This window comes from Cystobacter fuscus (genome assembly GCF_044360685.1).
Lineage (GTDB): Bacteria > Myxococcota > Myxococcia > Myxococcales > Myxococcaceae > Cystobacter > Cystobacter fuscus_C.
Genome location: NZ_CP043491.1, coordinates 3,691,682 through 3,711,600, shown reverse-complemented (window position 1 = coordinate 3,711,600; position 19,919 = coordinate 3,691,682). Strand labels below are relative to the sequence as shown.

The window sequence follows — 19,919 nt, the reverse complement described above, 5'->3', positions numbered from 1 at the left end:
CCGGAGAACAGGAGACAGGATGCTCAAGAGGATTTCTCTCGCACTGGGAGTCGCGGTGGTGGGATTCGCCGCCCTGGTGACCTCCCGGCCCTCGACCTACCGGACCGAGCGCGCCATGCCCCTCGCCGCGCCCGCCGAGATTCCCTTCGCCCTGGTGAACGATCTGCACCGCTGGCGCCTGTGGTCCCCCTGGGACGCGCTCGACCCCGGCATGAGGCGCCACTTCGACGGGCCCATCGCGGGCCCCGAGGCCGTCTACACGTGGGCGGGCAACGCCCGGGCGGGCAAGGGGCGCATGACCGTGCTGGAGAGCCGGCCCTACGACTTCATCCGCGTGCGCTTCGAGCGCCTCGCGCCCCGGCCCTCCACGAGCACGCTCGACTTCACCTTCCAACCCACCGCCGAAGGCGTGCTGCTGCGCTGGAGCCAGGAGGGGCAACTGTCCTGGATGGACAAGGCCCGGTCCCTGTTCACCGACCTGGAGGCGCGGCGGGGCGAGGAGCTCGACCAGGGATTGAAGGCGCTCGCCGCGGTGTCCGAGACCGAGGTGAAGAACCGGCGCGAGCGGGACGAGCTGATCAAGGCACGCTCCGAGGAGAAGGCCCGGCAGGCCCCGCCCACCCCGTGAGCGGGTGCGCGCGCCTCGAACCCGCGCCTCAGCGTCCGCCCAGATTGGCGCAGGCGCGGGAGTCGCCCCCCTCACAGGCGCGCCGCAACAGCTTCGTGGCCTCGGCGTCGTTCTTCTCGGCGCAGGCGCCCGTGCGGTGGCAGATGGCGGCGCTGAAGCAGCCCGCCGCGTCGCCCCCCTCACACGCCCGCATGTAGAGTGAATAGGCACGCGCGGGATCCGCGCTCACGCCACGCCCCTGCCAGACGAGCGTCCCCAACACATTGCATACCCGGGCCACGCCCGCCTCGCAGCCGCGCGTGTACAGCTCGACGGCGCGAGCCACCTCGCCCTTGCGCTCGGCCTCGGTGGCCGCGTCCACACACCCCTTCACCGTCCCCCCCGGGCAGGCCGCGTCCTGGGCCGCCAGTGCCGCCGCGCTCTTGTCCGGCGCGGCGGGCGCCGCGGGCTTGTCCGAGCAGGCCCCCAGCAGGAACGACAGCCACACCCCCCTCCAAATGCCTTGCATCCCTTCCTCCTCATCCACCGTGTCGCCGCTCAATCCCTACCCATGCGGCGCGGCCCACCGCTCCGCCGGTGTATCACAAACACCCGCCAGCACGGGGCGCTCCCTCCGCGCGAGGCCTCGAGCCCTCAATTCCAGACAGGCTCTTGCCCCTCCCCCTGGGGCCACGCCCACCCACCTCCGGTTGGGAATGACCCGCCACCTGGACTGCTTCCCAGGGGTGCATGGGGCACACGTGCCTACTCATGCTTCCGTCATCCCACGATGAACCGCGGGAGGAGAGCGTTGTCATTAAAAATACGATTGTGCTGCAACCCGCGCCGCCCGTGCCGGGAATGCGTCGACGACTGGATGAGAGGAACAGGCGGCGCAATCACTGCCCTCTGGCGTGAACTATATGAAAGTGAGAAAACAGATAACGGCACTCCGCTCGCGGTCGGCCTCGTGGTGAGAACATTCATGCTGCACGATTTCAGACATACTGGTTGTTAGCCGGACACAGCCCCCGAAAATAAGTTTCTCGCATTGGCGTCTGATGCGTTGCGGACAAACCGCAATCCCCGTTGTACATTTGACCCCGTAAAAAATGCCGAGCCGGGTGAACCTGGATCTCCAGTTTTCCCTCGCGGCCGACGTCTGACCCGCCGGGCGCTCCATGCAAGTGGAAGCGTTCACGGCAGAGGAGTGCCCATGAATGCGCAGCAGTGGTGCCATGACGTGTGGGTGGGATTGTCCCGTACGCTCCGGGAGGCGAAGCCTTGCACGCCATGGCTGGCGGGATGGATGGTCCTCTTCTCCACTCCCGGCTTCGCCCAGACGACCATCACCATCGACGCGGGCGCCAACCGGCGCAGCATCAGTCCCTTCATCTATGGTGTGGCCCATGCCACCCAGGCGCAACTGAGCGAGCTCAATTCGCCCCTCAACCGTAACGGAGGCAACGCCGCCTCCCGTTACAATTGGGAGCAGAACGCCTCCAACCGGGGCCGGGACTGGTATTTCGAGAGTCTGGCCCACGACAGCGCGGAGCCGGGGGGCGAGGTGGATGAGTTCATCGCCAGCACCCGGGCGGCGGGCGCGCAACCGGCCATCACCATTCCCATGGTGGGTTGGGCGGCGCGTCTGGGTGCCAATCGCTCGCGGCTGGCCAGCTTCTCCATCTCGAAGTACGGCCCGCAGACGGCGAGCGACACCGTGTGGTTCCCCGACGCCGGCAATGGCATCCGGCTGGTGGATGGCGAGTTCGTGGTCAATGATCCCGACGACGCCAACACGCCCGTGGATCCAAGCTTCCAGGCGGGGTGGATCCAACACCTTCGCGCGAAGTGGGGAACGGCGGCCCAGGGGGGCATCCGCCTCTTCGCCATGGATAACGAGCCCAGCCTCTGGTACTCCAATCACCGCGATGTGCACCCCGTCGGCGCGACCCTCGAGGAGGTGCGTGACAAGCACATCGCCTACGCCTCCATGGTCAAGAGCACGGAGCCCAATGCCCTCGTGATGGGTCCCGAGGAGTGGGGCTGGAGCGGCTACTTCTACAGCGGCTATGACCAGCAGTATGTCAACGAGCGGGAGGACTACTCCGAGTTCCCCGATCGTGAAGCGCACGGAAACGTGGACTATCTGCCGTGGTGGCTCGGGGAGCTGCGCAAGCACGAGCAGGCCACGGGCCGCCGGCTGTTGGATATCTTCACCGTGCACTACTACCCGCAGGGCGGCGAGTTCAGCACGAACGTCACCACCACCATGCAGCAGCGGCGCAACCGCTCCACGCGCTCGCTCTGGGATCCGAACTACGTGGACGAGACGTGGATCAATGACGAGGTCTCGCTCATTCCCCGGCTCAAGGGCTGGGTGCAGAGCAACTATCCCGGCACGAAGGTGGGCATCACCGAGTACAACTGGGGCGCGGAAAACCACATCAACGGGGCCATCGCGCAGGCGGACGTGCTCGGCATCTTCGGCCGCGAGGGATTGGATTATGGCATCCGCTGGGAGACTCCCGCGGAGAGCACGCCCACCTTCAAGGCGATGAAGCTGTACCGCAACTACGACGGCAAGAAGTCGACCTTTGGAGATCTGAGCGTGTCGTGCACCGTGCCGAATCCGGATCTGCTGTCGGCGTTCGCCGCCGAGCGCTCGTCCGATGGGGCCCTCACCGTCATGGTCCTCAACAAGGCGCTGTCGGGCACGACGTCGATCTCGCTCCAGCTCGCGAGCTTCAACGCGGGGGCGATCAGCCAGCGCTGGCAGCTCACGTCGGCCAACACCATCACCCGGCTGACGGACGTGTCCGTGTCCGGTGGACGGCTGAGCACCACGGTGCCGGCCTCGAGCATCACCCTGTTCGTCATTCCCGCCAAGACCGGCACCAATCAGCCGCCCGTGGCGCGCATCACGGCCACGCCCTCGACGGGGTCCGCCCCGCTGCTGGTGAGCTTCAACGGCTCGACGTCCTCGGATCCCGACGGAACGATCGCCTCGTATGTCTGGAACTTCGGCGATGGACAGCAGGGCAGCGGCGCCACGGTGACCCACAGCTATGCCCAGGCGGGCAATTACACCGCGACGCTCACGGTGACGGATTCGGGCGGCGCCAGCGCCTCCACCACCGTGGCCATCACCGTGACCACGACCAGCACCTCGCTGGCCGCGCCGACCAGCTTCTATGCCGTGGCCTCGGGTTCGGACGTGACCATGCGCTGGAAGGACAACTCGACGAACGAGGAAGGCTTCATCCTCGAGCGCGCGGTGGAGACCTGGCCCCTGGAGTTCGAGATCATCGGACGGACGAGCGCCAACGCGACCGTGTTCGTGGATCAGGACGTGCCCGTGGGCGAGTACGTGTACCGGGCCAGGGCCTTCTCGGGCACGGCCGTCTCCGCGTACTCCAACCAGGACGGCGCCGAAGTGCAGTGAGCCGTGGCCTTCGGGTGGCCCCCTCTCCGGGGGCGCCCGGAGGGCCGGGCCACCGCGGAGGGCCTGGGGGGGCGCCGCGTGAAGGTTTCCGCCCCCCTGGGCACGACACACTCCATGACAAGAACAAGCATTCTTCGGCGCTCCGACCTGCTCGCGCTCGCCCTGTGCCTGGCGGGTAGTGGCGCCCTGGCGCAGGGAACCTCGGTGATCCTCGGTACGGTGACGGACGCGGCCACGCGCGAGCCCGTCGTGGACGTGGTGGTGACGGCCACCTCACCCAACCTCCAGGGAGAGCAGACGGTCGTCACCGACAGCCAGGGCCAGTACCGCATTCCCCAGCTTCCGCCCGGAATGTACGCGCTGCGCTTCGACAAGGAGGCCTACAAGCCCCTGTCGCGAGCGGGCATCAACCTGCGCCTGGACTACTCGGTCCGCGTCAACGTGGAGCTGCTGCCCGAGGCGTTTGGAGAAGAAATCACCGTGGTGGCCCAGGCCCCCACCGTGGACATCGGCTCGGCGGCCACCGGGGTGAACGTCAGCGCGGACTTCCTGCGCAACATCGCGGTCGTCTCGCCCACCGGCAAGGGCGCCGCCTCGCGCTCCTTCGAGGCGCTGGCGGAGCTGGCCCCCGGGGCGAACGCGGACACCTATGGTGTGTCCATCGGCGGCGCCACCTCTCCGGAGAACCAGTACATCATCGATGGCGTGTCGGTGAATGATCCCGGCTTCGGCATCAACGGCGCCCCCCTGAGCGTGGAGTTCATGGGCGAGGTGAACGTCATCAGCGGCGGCTACCTGCCCGAGTACGGCCGCTCGACGGGAGGCGTGGTCAACGCGGTGACGAAGTCGGGCTCCAATGAGTTCCATGGCTCGGTGTTCGGCAACATCACGCCGGGCGCGCTGGCCTCGCGCGGCACGGAAATCCTCCAGGAGGCGGGCACCGTCTCCGGCCGGGCGGCGTTGTGGAACCTGGCGGACGTGGGCTTCGAGCTGGGCGGCCCCATCCTCGAGGACAAGCTCTGGTTCTTCGCTGGCGTGGCGCCCTCCTTCACCCGCTATCAATTGGAGCGCAACCTCAACGCCCAGGTCCTGGACGTGAATGGCCAGCCCCAGGTGGACGATCGGGGCTTCATCCAGACCGAGCGCATCCCGGGCACCCAGCGGAACTACTTCGCGGACCAGCGCAACTTCCAGTTCATCGGCAAGCTCACCTACCTGCTCAACCAGGATCACAACGTCAGCGTGACGGTGACGGGCACGCCCTCGTCCGCGGGCGGCGAGGGCCGCTTCGCCATCAGCGAGCGCACGGGCCTGCCGGAAGTGGAGCGCATCTCGGGGCAGCAGAGCGCCCTCGCCACGCAACGCCTCGCCAACGCCCTGGACACGAGCCTCAAGTGGTCCTCGTCCTTCCTGGACAAGCGCCTGCTCTTCAACGCCACCCTCGGCTGGCACCACCAGGAGGGGGCTCTGCGTCCCTCGGATGGCTCCGCCGTGGGCAGCTCCGCCGGGTACGCGGGCATCGCCAATACGACGTGGCAGCGCAACACCCCTCCGCACTCCATCACCGAGTTCGAGACCCTGCCGAATCCCTCCGTCTGTCTCGCGCCCGAGGCCCCTGGAGGCACGCGCTGTCCCGTGAGCAACTACCTGACGGGAGGTCCCGGCCGTATCGACGACGCCTGGTTGGATCGCTACCAGGGCAAGCTCATCGGCACCCTGCTGCTCCAGGGCGCGGGGCAGCACGTCATCAAGGCCGGCGTGGATCTGGAGTTCATGCGCTACGACCATGTGCGCGCCTTGACCGGCAGGACCGTGCTCATCGAGGCGGATGACGGATCGTATTTCTACGACTACCGCCAGTTCGGCTACCTGGTCGCTCCGGACGAGGAGGACATCGAGCTGTCCCAGCACCGGGTGTCGGCCTCCCAGTCCATCGGCGGCTTCCTCCAGGACAGCTGGAACCTGTTCGACGTGGCCACGCTCAACGTGGGCGTGCGCTATGACGCGCAGTACCTCATGGGCGGCGGCAACCTGGCCATGGTCCTGGCCAACCAGTGGTCTCCACGCCTGGGGGTGATCATCGATCCCACCCGGTCCGGCAAATCCAAGGTCTACGCCAACTACGCCCGTTATTACGAAAGCGTCCCGCTGGATCTCGTGGACCGCTCGTTCCCGGGTGAGCCCGGCGTGCGCTCGTACAAGGACTCCGCCTCCTGCGACCCTCGGGATCTGGCGCAGCAGCAGGGCCGCTGCAACAGCGACGAGGCCCGGCTGCCCCTCACGGACTCGCTGGACGCCAACCGCCTGTGGGAGACCATGGGCGCGGGGACCACCATCGTGGATCCCTCCCTCCAGCCCTCGTCCACCGACGAGTTCGTGGTGGGCGGCGAGTACGAGGTCCTGCCCAACGCGCGCGTGGGCGCGACCTATACCCGGCGCACCCTCAACATCGCCATCGAGGACATGAGCCGGGATAACGGGGCCACCTATTTCATTGGCAACCCGGGGCTCGGATTCGCCCGCGACTTCGCCCCCTACAAGCCCCAGCGCGACTACGACGCCGTCACGCTCTTCTTCCAGAAGAACTTCGCCGACCAGTGGCTCGCCCAGGCCAGCTACACGTGGTCCTCCCTGCGTGGCAACTACGAGGGACTGTTCCGCTCGGACACCGGCCAGTTGGATCCCAACATCAACTCCGACTTCGACCTCGTCTCGCTGCTGCCCAACCGCTCCGGGCCGCTGCCCGCCGACCGCACCCACCAGCTCAAGGTCTTCGGCGCGCGGGAGTTCGCCCTGCGGCCCGACCTGAGCCTCAACCTCGGCGCGTCCTACCGGACGTCCTCGGGCACGCCCTACAGCTATCTCGGCGCGCATGAGAGCTACGAGGCGGGAGAGTCCTTCATCCTGCCGCGTGGCGCCGCGGGCCGCCTGCCCTGGTCGCACCGCGTCGACGGCCGCCTGGCACTCAACTACCGGCTGTCGCGCGAGCTCACCGCGTCGTTCAGCGTGGATGTCTTCAACCTCTTCAACTTCCAGGCCCCCGTCGCGTACGACCAGAACTACACGTACTGGGCCGTGCTCCCCATCGAGAACGGTCAGAAGGCCGATCTGGCGACGAAGCTGGTGGGCCCCGACGGCCAGCCGCTCGATCTCGACACGAGCCTCAACAAGAACTTCGGCAAGCCCACGGCCTACCAGTCTCCGCGTTCCGTGCGCTTCGGCGCCCGGCTGTCCTTCTAGCCGTCCTGGCCAGGAAAGGTTTCCCACACATGACTCGACGAATCCTCGGGCTGGCCGGGACCGTGGCGCTCCTGTCCTCCTGTGACTCCTCCCAGCCTCCCATCGGATGTCCGGTGCAGAGCCTGAATTGGTCCGCCGTCTACACCCTGAAGGAGCCGACCCTCTGCCCCGTCCTCGCGGGAGAGCTGCTCGGCATCCAGAAGTTCTCCAGCCGCACCGGCGACGAGCGGCTGTCCATCAACCCCCAGTCACTCGTGGACCTCAACGAGCGCGACTCCTCCCAGCCGTCGTATTCGCTCGGCACGCTGGCGAAGCAGTCCGACCCCGAGGGCTTCTGCTCCGCCTCGGAGATGCCAGTCGCGCGCAAGGACGCACCCGCCTCCGAGCAAGAGCCCGCCACGAGCATCTCCTACCAGTGGAGCAACGTCCGGATCCTCGCCACCGCCCAGTCGCCGGGCACGCAGCTGGTGGCGGACCTCGAGCGCACCGAGAACGGCTGCACCGCGAAGTACGAGGTCTGGGCCATGTGGCCAGGAGACGTCGAGTGTGGGAATGAGACCGGCGGGCCGGATGACAGCGTCTGCCAGACCGAGCTCAGCATCAATCCCGACTTCGCCGTCACCTGCCACCCCACCCTGCTTCGCTGCGTGCCGGCGAAGCGGCCACCGTCGTTGAAGTAGCGGTCACCTGCTCGGGAAGACGGGGCGTCCTCGTGGCGTCCCGCCTCTCCCCACGAACAGCCCATGTCCCAGACTCCGCGCATCCTCGAATTCGACGCCCTTCCCTCCCTGCCCAGGGAATTGCTGCGTGCCGCCCTCTCCTCCCGCTCCGCGCGTCCGGCCGACGTGCCCCGGCTCGAGGCGCGGATGCGACACCTGCGCGCGGAACCCCGCGCCCTCGCGCGCTACCGCGAGGTGACGGGCTTTCCGACGGATGGCTTGCTTCCCCTGACGTATCCCCAGGTGCTCGTCACGCCGCTGCACCTCGCGGTGCTCAACCACCCCGAGTTTCCCTACCGGTTGCTCGGCATGATCCACGTGCGCAACCGCATCCAGCAGTGGCGCCGGTTGCGGGAGGACGTGGTGCTCTCCGTGCACGTCTGGGTGGAGGGCCAACGCGAGGTCCGGCAGGGGCGGGAGCTGGAGCTGCATACCCGGGTGGAGGAAGGCGGGACGCTCGCCTGGAGCGCCGTCACCACCATGCTGCGCCGGCTGCCAGGCGCGGCGGAGCGCACGCGAGGCGCGCGGACCCCGTTCACGCCGGATCCGGAGGAGGAGGCTCGCTTCGCCTCCAGCCGCACCGAGCACTGGACGGTGCGCGAGGACACCGGCCGGCGTTACGCGCTCGCCTCGGGGGACTTCAATCCCATCCACCTGCACGCGCTCACGGCCCGTCCCTTCGGCTTCTCGCGAGCCATTGCCCACGGCATGTGGACCGTGGGCCGCGGCGTGGCGGCGCTGGGCCAGGTGGCGCAAGCGCCCGCGTTGACCCTGACCTCGGATTTCCGCCGGCCCCTGCTGCTGCCCGCGCGCGCGGTGTTCCAGGCGGCGCCGCTGGCGGAGGGAGCAACCGCCTACCGCGTGCGGGGGGAGGATCTCACCCCCTATGTCCTGGGCGAACTGCGGCCAGGAGCCGAGTCCCCCACGCCGTGAGCGCCAAGGGGCTCAGTGCACGCGCAGGACGAGCTGGCCGCGCGCGTCTTGCCCCTCGTAGCGCAAGGCGGACAGGTCCTGGAGCCAGTCCACCTCCGCGAGCCGCTCGGGCGTCTCCGTGCCGGCGATCGCGATGACGCGCGCCCCGGCGGCGCGCCCGGCGGAGATGCCCGCGATCGCATCCTCGAACACCAGCGCCCGGGAGGCCGCGCAACCCAACGCCTCCAACCCCAGGAGATAGCCCTGGGGGTCCGGCTTGCCGCGTTGGATGTCGTCTCCCGCCACCATCTGGCGCGGGCGCGGCAGCCCGGCGACGGCCATGCGGTGTTCGGCCAGCCGGCGCGCGGCGGACGTCACCACCGTCCAGCGCTCGGGAGGCAACGCGGCCAACAACTCCGGCGCACCGGGAACCGGGACGACGCCATCGTCCACAATCAATTCCTGCTCCAGGACCCAGGCGCACTCGCGCGCCACGTCCACGCCCGCGGGTGCGTGGCGGCGGATGGTGTCCTCCATGCGCCGGCCATGGAAGTCCGCGAGCAGCGTGGGCCAGTCCACCCCCTGACGTTCCGCCCACTGCTTCCAGACCTTCTCCGCGGCGATCTGGGAACGGACGATCGTGCCATCCATGTCGAACAGCAGTGCCTCGGCGGTGAGTACGGTCCCTGACGGCAAGCGCATGTGGACTCCACGAGGAGGCGGCCCCTGTCCTCCGGCGCCCACGGTATGCCGGAGGACCCGTTCGCGGTAGCGCATTGTCCCTCCAGGTCTCCAGCCACCGCCGGTTCAGAGCCGGGTGGAGACGGGAACCCGGAAATGAAGCAGCAGATACGCTTGCCCCACGTGGAAGAGGGAGGACTCGAGTGGCCCCACGTCGAGGAAGCTCCCCAGCCGTTGAGGAACATAGAGGGCCGAGGCCCAGCCGATGCTGAGGAGAAAGCCCTTGCTGAGCTGGAACTCCAGGTCCGCGCCGAGCTGAAGACCCGGCCGGAGGAAGTGGGTGTTCTCCAGGGTGTCCGAGTACAGATAGGCGTAGGTGAGGAGCAATCCCGCGTCGAGGGAGAGGCGCACGGGACTGGGGCTGAGCGCGAAGCCCACCCCCAGCGGCTTCCAGGTGGCGCCGTAGATGCCGGTGTTCTTGTATTTCGGCGAGATGATGAGGGAATCCGGGATGAGGGCGGTGATCGCCGGGGCGAAGCGGATCTCCCCCGACTTCAGGGCACGGGCGCGGTACTGGCGCGGAATGAGGGCTTGATTCTTCTTCAGCCACTCCTGGTCGAGCACCGCCTCCACGTTGAGTTTCAACCCGGTATGGACGGGCTGATCCTCGAACACGGGGCCGAAGAAGAAGAAGGCCGCGGGACCGACGGCGAAATCCACCGGCGCGGTGACACGCCGCTGGGCGGCCGCGATCCCGGGCAGAAGCAGGAGCAACAGCAGCAGGTGCGTGCGGTTCGAGCGTCCAGTCATGTCATACTCTCCGTGTGAGCGCCTGGGCCTACCGGGTATTCACTCTACCGTGGAGAACGCAGCCATGCCGTTACACCGAGTTCCTCGTGTCCAGTGTCTCGTACGCGCCCTCTTCCTGGCGTTGCTGCTTCCGGCGCCCTTCGCCGCCGCGCATGGGCGGTATTTCAACGACTCGGGCTCCGTGCCCACCAGCCATCCCAACTGGATGCGGTGGATTCCCTCCTCCACCAGCGTCGCGGCGCTCTCTCTGCCGGGAACGCACGACACCATGGCCAACGAGACGGAATGGTATGTGACCGCCATCGAGCGGGCCTGGATCCTCACCCAGGGGATGGAGCTCCGGCCCCAGCTCGACGCGGGCGTCCGGGCCCTGGACATCCGTGCCCGCCACATCGGCAATGGCTTCACCATCCATCACGGCTCGTACCACCTCATGGCCAACTTCGATGGGGTGTTGAGCACGGCGGTGCAGTTCCTGCGGGACAACCCCACCGAAACCCTCCTGATGCGCGTCAAGAAGGAGCACACCGAGGAGAACACGACGCGCTCCTTCGCCGCGACGTTCGAGTGGTACAGGGATCAGCCCGCCTACAGTCCCTATATCTGGCGTGGCACCCACGTCCCCACGCTCGGCGAGGTCCGGGGCAAGATTGTCATTCTCGATGACTTCGACGGCGGAGACCACGGCATCGGCTGGGGCAGCCTCAACAAGCAGGACGCGTGGGAAGAGACCAACACCGACACGAAGTGGAACCTGGTGCGCGCGCACCTCGAGGCGGCGAGCACCGGTAACCCCAACACCCTGTACGTCAACTTCCTGAGCGCCGCTGGCGTCGGGGGAACGCCCAGCGCCATCGCGGGCAGCGTCAACGAGGACGCGCTCCACTACCTGATGGGCACCGGCGTGCAGCGCACCGGCGTGCTGATGATGGACTTTCCGGGAGCGGGATTGATCGACGCCATCATCGCCCACAACTTCCGCCTGGCCACGAGCGCGGCGGCCATTGGCGGAGACTTCGCGACCGTCTTCAACAACGTCGCCCATGGCTTCCACAGCGAGGGCGATGACGAGGCGCGTGACCGGGTCCTGGAGGCCAGGACCTTCCTGAACCACACGCTGCCGGGAATGTCCTGGCACATCATCGTGTCGGGCACCTCCGGCTCCGACAACTGGGGCTACACCGTGCAGCACCACGGGCTGTACCAGAAGTCCGACTGGGTCAACGGCTACAGCCACGTGGCCTTCAATACCTTGTCGAGCGACAGTGCGGTCAGCGCGAGCCTGCTGCAGAGCTACGTCGACGGACAGCTCGGCGGCTTGAGCGGTTCAGCGGAGAACCGGGCCGTGCAACTGGCCGAGCGGGTCCGGGCGCGCTTCCCGTTCCAGTCCTGGAGTGTCCTGGTCAAGCGTGCTCCCGGAGGCTTCGACAATTGGGCCTATGAGCCGTGGGGAGCGCACTACATGCGCTGGCAGGGAGACTATGCCTACGCGGTGTGGGGCTATGCGCCCCAACAGGGGGTGTACCTGTACGAGCACTCGGGCTATCTGGGGGATCTCCGCCACCTGACGGGCTCCGTCTCGGAGCTGCGCAGCCAGGGGTTCAATGACCTGACCTCCTCCGTCCGGATCATCGGCAACTACCGCGCGAACCTCTGGGAAAACGACAACGGGTCCGGCGCGGGTCTGTATGTCCCCCAGACCCGGGATGATCTGCCCGCCGTGGGCTGGAATGATCGAGCCTCCTCGGTGGAGATCTGGCGTTACTGAATCACCGCCCGAAGCCGCCGCGATAGCGATAGGAGATGGGCCGCCCAGGTGGCCCCATCTCTCTCATGCGCTGCCCTGCTCCTCGGGCCGGTAGGGAAACTCCAGCGTGAAGGTCGCCCCCTTCTTGGGGCCATCGCTGTAGGCCACCAGCGAGCCCCCCAGCGCGCGGGCGGCGATCGCACACGAGTGGAGCCCGAAGCCGTGTCCGTCCTTGCGCGTGGTGAACCCATGCTGGAAGATCTTCGTGAGCAGCTCCGGCGCGATGCCCATGCCGTTGTCCCGCACCTGCACCTGGACGCGGTCTTCCGTGGGACGCTCGACCCTCAGCGTGAGACGCCGCTCGCCGTCTGGATTGTCATTCACCGCGTACTTGGCGTTGCTGATGAGGTTCAGGATGATCTGCAACAGCTTGTGCTTGTCGACCATCACGTGCGGCAGTGGGTCGAAGTGCCGCTCGACCGTGACGCCATGCCGCCCGAGCGCCGCCGCGTTGATGCGCAGCGCGTCCTCGACCAGCTCCTGCAGCGAGGTCACCTCCACGATGCTCGAGGACGTGGCGTAGCTCTGCTGGAGCTCGACGATCATCCGGATGTGCTCGACATGGCGGTGGAGCGCCGCCGTCATCTCCAGCAGCTCGTCGCGCGTGGAGGACAGGTGCTGCCCAAGCTTGACGAGGTACTCGGGCAGACGCCGTCCGCGCTCGTCCTCCGTCATGAAGACCGCGAGGTCGGCGCGGTGCGACTCGAGCAGCTCGGCGACCTTGACGAGCGGTTGCACGCGGAGCGTCCGCAGCCGCTCGTCCAGGATGCTGGCCGAGGTGTTGATGCTGTTGAGGACGTTGCCCACGTTGTGCAGCACGTTGGTGGCGAGCTCGGCCATGCCCGCCTGGCGCGCCAGCTCCACGGCGCGGCGCTGGGCGTCCTTCAGCTCCTGCGTACGCTCCTTGACGCGGACCTCCAACCCGTCGTGGGCGTGGCGCAGGGCCTCGTTGGTCTGTGCAAGCTCCCGCGTGCGCTCGGCCACCCGCTGCTCGAGCTCGTCGCGGGCCAGCCGCAGCGCCGCCTCGCTGCGTGCGAGCTCCTCCGTCGAGGCCGCGAACGGCAGGAGGATGCGCCAGATGACGAACGCGGCGCTCCCGAGCATCAGCAGGAAGAGGCCGATCGGGGTGAGGCCATGGACGGCGGCGAGTCGACTTTCCTCCATCTGCGCGCGACGCTGCAGGAGCACGGAGACGTCGCCAAGTGCCCGGGTCAACCGCGACGACTCGGCGCGGAAGCGCTCCACCTCGGGGTTGTTCTTGAGGGAGTAGTTGTCGGAGCGGAGCAGACGCACGTGAGCCGCGTGCGTCTCCTCCCACAGCGCCCGCACGGAGCTGAGTGCCTCATGGACCTCCGGCTCCTCGACGCCCCGCAGCATCACCATCACGTCACCGGTGCGCGCCTGTCCTCCCTGGAGCATCGCCGTGTTCGCGGCCACGAAGCGCCCGGCCAGCGCCTGGGCGGTGGACCGCTGCCGCACCAGCAGATCCCAGTCTGCCGTCGCCAGTCCGACGAGTGCGAGGTAGGTGGCGTTCTCGAACTGCTCGGCGGTGGTGCGCAGGTCGGCCGCGACCGCGACGTACTGCCGGCTCTGGTCCGCGATCGCGTCACTCTCCACCACGGCCAGCAGGGAGAACACCTGCAGGACGACGCCCAGCGTCACCATCCCCGCGATGGGCCAGAGCAGCCTCCGGGTCTGGTTCGCCATCCGTGTCCCTCCGGCGCTCATCGGATGTGGGTGAAGCCCGCCTTGTCCGCGGCTTCCCGCATCGAGCGGATGTCGTCGTAGTTGCTATCGTCCACGAGGGTGAAGCGCTCGAGCAGTGCCTCATCGAGGATCTTCCGCCCTTCCGGGTCCTCGTGCATCGTCACCAGCGCGCGCTGGAGCGACTCCCGGATCTCCTCCGGCATCCGGTTCGAGGCGACGATCGGGCAGATGCCGGCCGGGCCCACACTCTCGAGGACCCGGACCTTCGCGGCGTGCCCGAAGCCCTTCTCCCGATCGAAATCCAGCACGAGGCTGTCGACGAAGCTCGCATCCGCCTCACCTTCGGCGACCATGCGGATCGACTCCTCGTGGGAGCCGGACCGGAGCACCTTGCCGAAGAACCCCTTCGTCAGGCCCAGCTGGAGCAGCCGGTAGCGGGGCAGGTTGTAGCCCGAATTGGAGATCTCATCGTTGTAGACGTAGGTCTTGCCCGCGAGGTCGTGGATGGACTGGTAGGGGCTGTCCTGTCGGACGATGAGGTCCGAGTAATACTTGGGCTTCCCCCCATACCGGGCGGACTTCATGATGGGCGCGGCGATGAGCCGGGCCGCGGGCCTCGGGGTGTCGCGGAGCATCACGTACGGCAGGCCGCAGATGAAACCGCAGTGCACGGTTCCCTCCTCGAGCATGCTGTTGATGGTCCCGTAGGCCAGCCCACTGATGAACTCGGTCTGGACGCCGGTCTTGTGCGTCAGGTACTCGGCGAGCCGCGAGTAGACGCCAATCCCCGACTCGGACACGAAGGCGGCGGACATGGCGAGCCGGATGGTCATGCCGGCGGTCCCGGTGCTTTCCTTCGGGGAAGGAGACCGCTCGGCGGCCATGACGGCGGTGGTCTCCGGCATGGAGGTTCGCCACCCGAGGAGGGCACCGCCAGCGATCGCGAGGAGACCCGCGAGGCCGAGGAGCAGCAGGGTGCCGCGCGTGGAAACACTCATCGGGGCTTCTCCAGGGCGAAGGCGACGCCGCTTTGCAGCGTGGGATGTGTCCTCACGCCACCCATTTCGCCCCCGAGGAGCGCCAGGGCCCTCACGAGCTCGGGCAGCGCACCGGTCAGGACGAGCTCGGCGCCCGCCAGACTCACGGCCCGCGCGGCGCCGAGGAGTCCCTCGGCGAGTTCGGGGCCCAGGCCCGGCACCCCCGTCACATCGAGAATGGCGAACCGCGCGCGCCGGCTCGACAGCCCCATCACGAGCGCCTCCCGCACCTGACGCAGCCGCTCTGGATCCACCTGGCCGAGGAGCGGCAGGAGGACGACGTCCTCGGAGAGAGGGAGGAGAGCCAGGGACGTCGGCGCCGGGGACCGCGCGAGGTGGTTCCACTTTTCCACCAAGGCGCTCGCCATCTGGCGGACCTCGACGGGATCGAACGGCTTCTTGAGGACGAGCAGGCGGTCCGTCCGGCCGAAGCGGGTGCTCATGGCCTCCCAGGAGTAGTCCGAGTAGGCCGAGCAGATGACGGCCTGGAGACGAGGGTCCTCCTGCCAGATGCGCGCGAGCGTCTCGACCCCATCCCATCCCGGGGGCATCCGGACGTCGATGAACGCGAGCGCGTAGGGAACGCCGTCCGCCAGCGCCCTCTGGACCTTCGCGAGTGCCTCGGAGCCCTGGTGGGCGCTCGTCAGCTCGAAGGTCGGCGGCCTGGGTGTCGTCGTGCCCGTCCCGCCGAGGAGCGCTGCCTCCAGCTCGTCCAGGTCGGAGGAGTCCTCGCGGGGCGCGAGGATCCGGCGGAAGTCATCATGGATATCCTCATTGTCATCAACGACGAGGATTCGCCTGTTCTCGGGCGGGTGGGGGCTCATGGGGCAGGCGACTTCTCACGCGGTTCTCCGTGAACCCTGTCCCAACAGCGAGACGCGTGGCGCGACACGGATGACGACCGGAGGGGGACCCGTGAGCTTATGGCCGTGCCGTCGAAATGCAAAGGGTTGCCCCGTGCAGTGAGGACCCCACCGTCCCCGCTTGCGAGGCAACCTGCTCTTCGAGGCGACAGGCGCCAGCGCCTGCTCTCCCGTGACCCTCAGCAGCTCGCGTGAGACGGCGAGGGCACTTCATCCGCCTTCGCCAGCCGCTTCACCGCGCGCAGCAGCAGGTCCGTGTCCAGCGGCGCCGCCAGGAAACCCCGCGCGCCCAGGGCCTGGGCCCGCATCACATCCCGCTCCGGCTCCTTGCCCGCAACCAGCAACTGGGAGCGGGGCAAGCGCTCCAGTTCCTCCAGCGCCGGCAGCGGCGAGAGCACCACCGCATGGTCGCCCGCCGACAGGAGCCGCTCCTCGCCCACCACCCGCGCCTGGAAGCCCGCCTCATCCAACAGGCGCAGCAGCCCGGCCGCTACCTCCTCGCTCCAGCCGTAGATGAGCACACCGCTCGTATCCTCGACCGCCTCGGGGAGTACCACCTCGCTCAGGGCCAGGAACTCCGCCAGTTCCTCCACCTCCAGCGGCTCGAACAGGGGCAGCTCCAGCACCTCGCGCCGGGGATCCAGGTCCGGCAGGAGGATGGCGCGCTCCGAGAAGGCCAGCTCCCCACCCTCCACCATCGAGGCCATGCAGTCCCGATGCAGCGTCATGTGCTCCTCGGCCTCGGGGAGCTGGATGGCCTCCTGCTCCGCTCGCCGGGGAGCCCCCTCTCCTTCCAGGTAGAGCCGCTCGATGGCGCGCGCGATGGCCGAGTCCGAGGCCAGCATGGGCACCACCCGCGCCCGGCGCGTCACGCTGCGCACCGCGTCCAGCGAATGAAGGTTCGCGGGCGCGGCGATGGCCACCACCAAATCATCCCGCGGGCCCTCCAGCCGCAGCGGCACCACCCGGTGCTGCTCCGCCAGGCGCCTCGGCACCAGCTTCGTCAGCTTCGGATCCAACGGCTCCTCGTCCAGATTCGTCGCGGGCAGCCCCGCCTGGCGCGACAGCGCCCGAAGCACCTGCTCCGCCGAGCAGAAGCGCAGGTCCACCACCACCTGCCCCAGCGGAACACCCCACTTGCGCTGGTAGGCCAGGGCCGACTGCAACTGCAACCCATCCACTCCGCCCATCTCCAACAGGATGTCACCCAGCCGCTTCTTCATCGTCTGCATCGGACGCCCCCCGGGGTCTGGAGAACTCCCCTTGTAGATCATTCCGCCCGTCCGGTTCTTCTCCGTAGGCGCCACTCTCTTGCGTGTGTACGCCATCCATTGATTCCAATTCGCTCTTTTCAGGACAAGGCGAGAATCCGCCCCCATCTCGGCGGGACTTGCTCGATTTCGAGTCTTCCGCCACGGCTCGTGAAGCGCCTGCCCGGCTCCAGCAGATCCACGAACGTGCTCCCCTCGGGGGCGCCCGTGTCGAGACGCATGGCCGCCGGAGCGTCCGCGGCATTGAGCGCCACGACGACGCGCTCGGACTCGAAGCGGCGCAGGAACGCGAACTGTTCGTGGGTCACGAGGAGCTGTTGGTAGGCGCCCTGGCGCAGGGCCCGCGTCTGATGGCGGATGCGCGCCAGCCGGGCCACCTCGCGGACCAACGAAGGCCGAGGCGCGCGTTGCAGGGCGTCGGGCCAGACGAGCGCGGGGCGCAGGGGAGAATCGTCCCCGCCCTGCTTCACCCCCTCCTGGCCCCACTCGCTGCCGTAATAGATGGAGGGAACACCCGGCATCGTGAAGAGCAGCAGGTGGAGCGGGAGGAGGTGCGCCGGTTCCTTCAGGGTGCTCGCGATCCGGTTCACGTCGTGGTTGTCCACGAAGTTGTAGAGCGGCAGTTCGCGGTAGATGCCGCCCTCACCGAACTGACGCTGGAGGGAATAGGCGATCTCGAAGTAGTTGCGATCATTGAGGCTGGAGTACAGCCCCTTGTAGGCCTCGTAATTGGTGACGGAGTCGAGCGTTTCCGGATTGCCCAGGCGGCGGTAATCCCCGTGGATGGCCTCGCCCAACAGCCAGAAGTCAGGCCGCAGCCGGCGGCAGAACGCCGCGAGGTCCCTCAAGAAGGAGACATCCATCACCTCGGCGACATCCAACCGGAGCCCCTCGATGCCGAACTCGGAGATCCACTGCTCCACCACGCCGAACAGGTGCGCGCGGACCTCGGCGTTCTGGAGGTTCAGCTTGACGAGGTTGTAGTGCCCGCTCCAGCCGTCATAGGAGAACGCGTCGCCATAAGGGCTGCGCTTTCCGAACTGGAGCCCCGAGAACCAATCGCGGTACCGCGACCGCTCTCCGTGCACCTGCACGTCACGGAACGCCCAGAAGTCCCGGCCGACGTGGTGGAAGACACCATCGAGGATGACCCGGATGCCCGCGGCGCGCATGGCCGCGACCAGCCGGCTCAGGTCGGCGTTGGTTCCCAGGCGCCGGTCCACCTTCGAGTAGTCGGCGGTATCGTACCCATGGCTGCTCGATTCGAAGACGGGCCCCAGGTACAGCGCGTTCATTCCCAGTCCGCGCAGGTGCTCGATCCAGTCATGGAGCCGCGCCAGCCGGGCCTCGGGTGGCGAGGTGAAGTCATTGCGCGCTGGCGCTCCGCACATCCCGAGCGGATAGAGATGGTAGACCACGGCATCACGAACCCATGCGGGCATGGAACACTCCTCGTCCCCCGCGGCGACGCGAAGGGATGGTTGATGAGTCATTGGACGGCGGACTACGAGTAGATACCGTGTGAGAACTGATGCATGGCCTGGTGGGCCAGGTGCTCGTTCAACTCGACATGCCCGTTGAGGGACATGACGATATAGGTGTTGATCGTCCCGAGCAGCGTCGCGGCATGGGCCTGCTTCCGCCCCCTCATGTTGCCGTGGCCCTTCTCCGCCTCCCGGAACATCTCCACCAGGAGCTGGTGCTGCTTCTCGTTGAACTCGGCGACCCGCTGGAACGCCTCGTCCGAGGGATGCATGAACCAGAACATCAGCAGGAGCCGATAGAGGGAGGGCTCGCGCCGGGCGAACTCGAAATAGGCCAGGGTCACCTGCTGGAGCGACCGTGGCAGATCTCCGGCATAGTCCGCCGCACGGCGCAGCGTCTCCAGGAAGGGCTGGCACCGCTCCTGGATCAACGCCTCGAACAGCCCGCGCTTGTTTCCAAAGTGGTGGTAGAGCGTCGGCTTGGTGACGCCCGCGGCCTCGCAGATTTCCTGCACCCCGATGGCGTCATAGCCTCTCGCCGCGAAGAGCCGCACGGCATGGTCGATGATGGCTCCTCGCGTATCCATGACCGCAATATACCGATCGGTATATTGAGCGGCAATGTCGCCCCGGAAGCCACCCGCGAGGGTTGATAGGGCAGCGAGCGCTCAGCCGAGCATTCTCGGGAATGGCGCGGAACTCACAGGCGGCTGGCCGACGCGTAGCCCACGAACAACTCGCTCGTGAGACGCGCGCGCTTTCCCCGCTCGGCCCGGCGGATGTAGTCGTTGAGGATCTCTCCTCCGGGCCCCTTGCGTTCGGGGTGGCGCAGGTTCATCCGCGCGCGGACCACGCCCTTGCCGCCCCGGTGCACGAAGACGACCGCGCCGTCGCTGGCCACCGACTCGATGACGCCCACGTGCGTCACCCCATCGTTGCGCAGACCATCGCGGTTGCGGTCATACGTCTCGCGGAAGAAGACGATGTCGCCGGGCTCGGGGGTGTGGTGGTGCAACGCCCCCACGCGCAGGGCGCGCCGGTACATGGCGTTCGCCGCGTTCTCGCCAGGACGCCTGCCCTGCGACAATAGCTCCACGCCCACCGACTGGTAGGCCAGCCGCACGAGCCCCGAGCAGTCGTCCGACACGGGGTAGCGGCGCAACGAGGTGCCCACGAGCCCCGCGGCCCGGAGGGCCACGCGTTGGCCTCTCTCCGCCTCCGTGACTTCCACGGAGGACGTTTCGGCGGGCTCCTCGGGCCGCTCACGCCCGCACACCGCCCAAGCGGCGCACGCCAGGCCGATCAGCCAGGGGAGCTTGAGCAGACGAAACCTCAT

General features: G+C 67.8%; 16 protein-coding genes. 6 read left to right on the top strand and 10 right to left on the bottom strand.

The window, feature by feature from the left end:
• The first annotated feature begins 19 nt into the window (after positions 1–19).
• Positions 20–628 (top strand): SRPBCC family protein, encoded by a 609-nt coding sequence (locus F0U63_RS15205; protein WP_395846630.1) that lies wholly within the window; start codon positions 20–22, stop codon positions 626–628.
• Positions 629–656: 28 nt separating this feature from the next.
• Here F0U63_RS15205 and F0U63_RS15200 read toward each other — a convergent pair whose 3' ends face one another.
• Positions 657–1,136 (bottom strand): tetratricopeptide repeat protein, encoded by a 480-nt coding sequence (locus F0U63_RS15200; RefSeq protein ID WP_395846629.1) that lies wholly within the window; start codon positions 1,134–1,136, stop codon positions 657–659.
• Between the two features lie 687 nt (positions 1,137–1,823).
• Here F0U63_RS15200 and F0U63_RS15195 point away from each other — a divergent pair.
• The 4 genes from F0U63_RS15195 (at position 1,824) to F0U63_RS15180 (ending at position 8,944) form a co-directional block, all read left to right on the top strand.
• Positions 1,824–4,052 (top strand): glycoside hydrolase family 44 protein, encoded by a 2,229-nt coding sequence (locus F0U63_RS15195; RefSeq protein ID WP_395846628.1) that lies wholly within the window; start codon positions 1,824–1,826, stop codon positions 4,050–4,052.
• A 114-nt stretch (positions 4,053–4,166) separates the two neighbouring features.
• Positions 4,167–7,292, top strand: a complete 3,126-nt coding sequence (locus F0U63_RS15190; protein ID WP_395846627.1) for a TonB-dependent receptor domain-containing protein — start codon at positions 4,167–4,169, stop codon at positions 7,290–7,292.
• 29 nt (positions 7,293–7,321) lie between these two features.
• A complete protein-coding gene (locus tag F0U63_RS15185) occupies positions 7,322–7,972 on the top strand; it encodes a hypothetical protein (RefSeq protein WP_395846626.1) in 651 nt (216 codons plus the stop codon).
• A 63-nt stretch (positions 7,973–8,035) separates the two neighbouring features.
• Positions 8,036–8,944 carry a MaoC family dehydratase gene (locus F0U63_RS15180; RefSeq protein WP_395846625.1) on the top strand — a complete coding sequence of 303 codons (909 nt, stop codon included), beginning with the start codon at positions 8,036–8,038 and terminating at the stop codon, positions 8,942–8,944.
• A gap of 12 nt (positions 8,945–8,956) precedes the next feature.
• Here the strand turns inward: F0U63_RS15180 and F0U63_RS15175 are convergent, their stop codons facing one another.
• Both F0U63_RS15175 and F0U63_RS15170 read right to left on the bottom strand, forming a co-directional pair.
• The gene (locus F0U63_RS15175) at positions 8,957–9,625 is read right to left on the bottom strand and encodes an HAD-IA family hydrolase (protein ID WP_395846624.1); all 669 of its coding nucleotides are present in this window, start codon (positions 9,623–9,625) and stop codon (positions 8,957–8,959) included.
• 105 nt (positions 9,626–9,730) lie between these two features.
• Entirely contained in the window at positions 9,731–10,414 is a 684-nt protein-coding gene (locus F0U63_RS15170; RefSeq protein WP_395846623.1) for a hypothetical protein, read from the bottom strand.
• Positions 10,415–10,478: 64 nt separating this feature from the next.
• On the opposite strand from F0U63_RS15170, the gene F0U63_RS15165 reads away from it, so the two are divergent.
• Positions 10,479–12,182, top strand: coding sequence for a phosphatidylinositol-specific phospholipase C (locus tag F0U63_RS15165; RefSeq protein ID WP_395846622.1), 1,704 nt, complete (start codon positions 10,479–10,481; stop codon positions 12,180–12,182).
• 63 nt (positions 12,183–12,245) lie between these two features.
• Here F0U63_RS15165 and F0U63_RS15160 read toward each other — a convergent pair whose 3' ends face one another.
• From F0U63_RS15160 to F0U63_RS15130, 7 genes are all read right to left on the bottom strand, one after another.
• Positions 12,246–13,928, bottom strand: a complete 1,683-nt coding sequence (locus tag F0U63_RS15160) for a sensor histidine kinase (protein WP_395846621.1) — start codon at positions 13,926–13,928, stop codon at positions 12,246–12,248.
• Between the two features lie 17 nt (positions 13,929–13,945).
• The gene (locus F0U63_RS15155) at positions 13,946–14,926 is read right to left on the bottom strand and encodes a phosphate/phosphite/phosphonate ABC transporter substrate-binding protein (RefSeq protein ID WP_395846620.1); all 981 of its coding nucleotides are present in this window, start codon (positions 14,924–14,926) and stop codon (positions 13,946–13,948) included.
• On the bottom strand, positions 14,923–15,789 hold the full coding sequence (locus tag F0U63_RS15150; protein WP_395846619.1) for a response regulator: 867 nt from the start codon (positions 15,787–15,789) through the stop codon (positions 14,923–14,925). The genes F0U63_RS15155 and F0U63_RS15150 overlap by 4 nt, the downstream gene beginning before the upstream one ends.
• A 218-nt stretch (positions 15,790–16,007) precedes the next feature.
• The gene (locus tag F0U63_RS15145) at positions 16,008–17,060 is read right to left on the bottom strand and encodes a hypothetical protein (protein WP_395846618.1); all 1,053 of its coding nucleotides are present in this window, start codon (positions 17,058–17,060) and stop codon (positions 16,008–16,010) included.
• A gap of 119 nt (positions 17,061–17,179) precedes the next feature.
• Positions 17,180–18,541: an alpha-amylase family glycosyl hydrolase gene (locus F0U63_RS15140; RefSeq protein ID WP_395846617.1), complete on the bottom strand. Its 1,362-nt coding sequence runs from the start codon at positions 18,539–18,541 to the stop codon at positions 17,180–17,182.
• 62 nt (positions 18,542–18,603) lie between these two features.
• Positions 18,604–19,170, bottom strand: coding sequence for a TetR/AcrR family transcriptional regulator (locus F0U63_RS15135; protein ID WP_395846616.1), 567 nt, complete (start codon positions 19,168–19,170; stop codon positions 18,604–18,606).
• Positions 19,171–19,283: 113 nt separating this feature from the next.
• Positions 19,284–19,919: a CHAP domain-containing protein gene (locus F0U63_RS15130; protein ID WP_395846615.1), complete on the bottom strand. Its 636-nt coding sequence runs from the start codon at positions 19,917–19,919 to the stop codon at positions 19,284–19,286.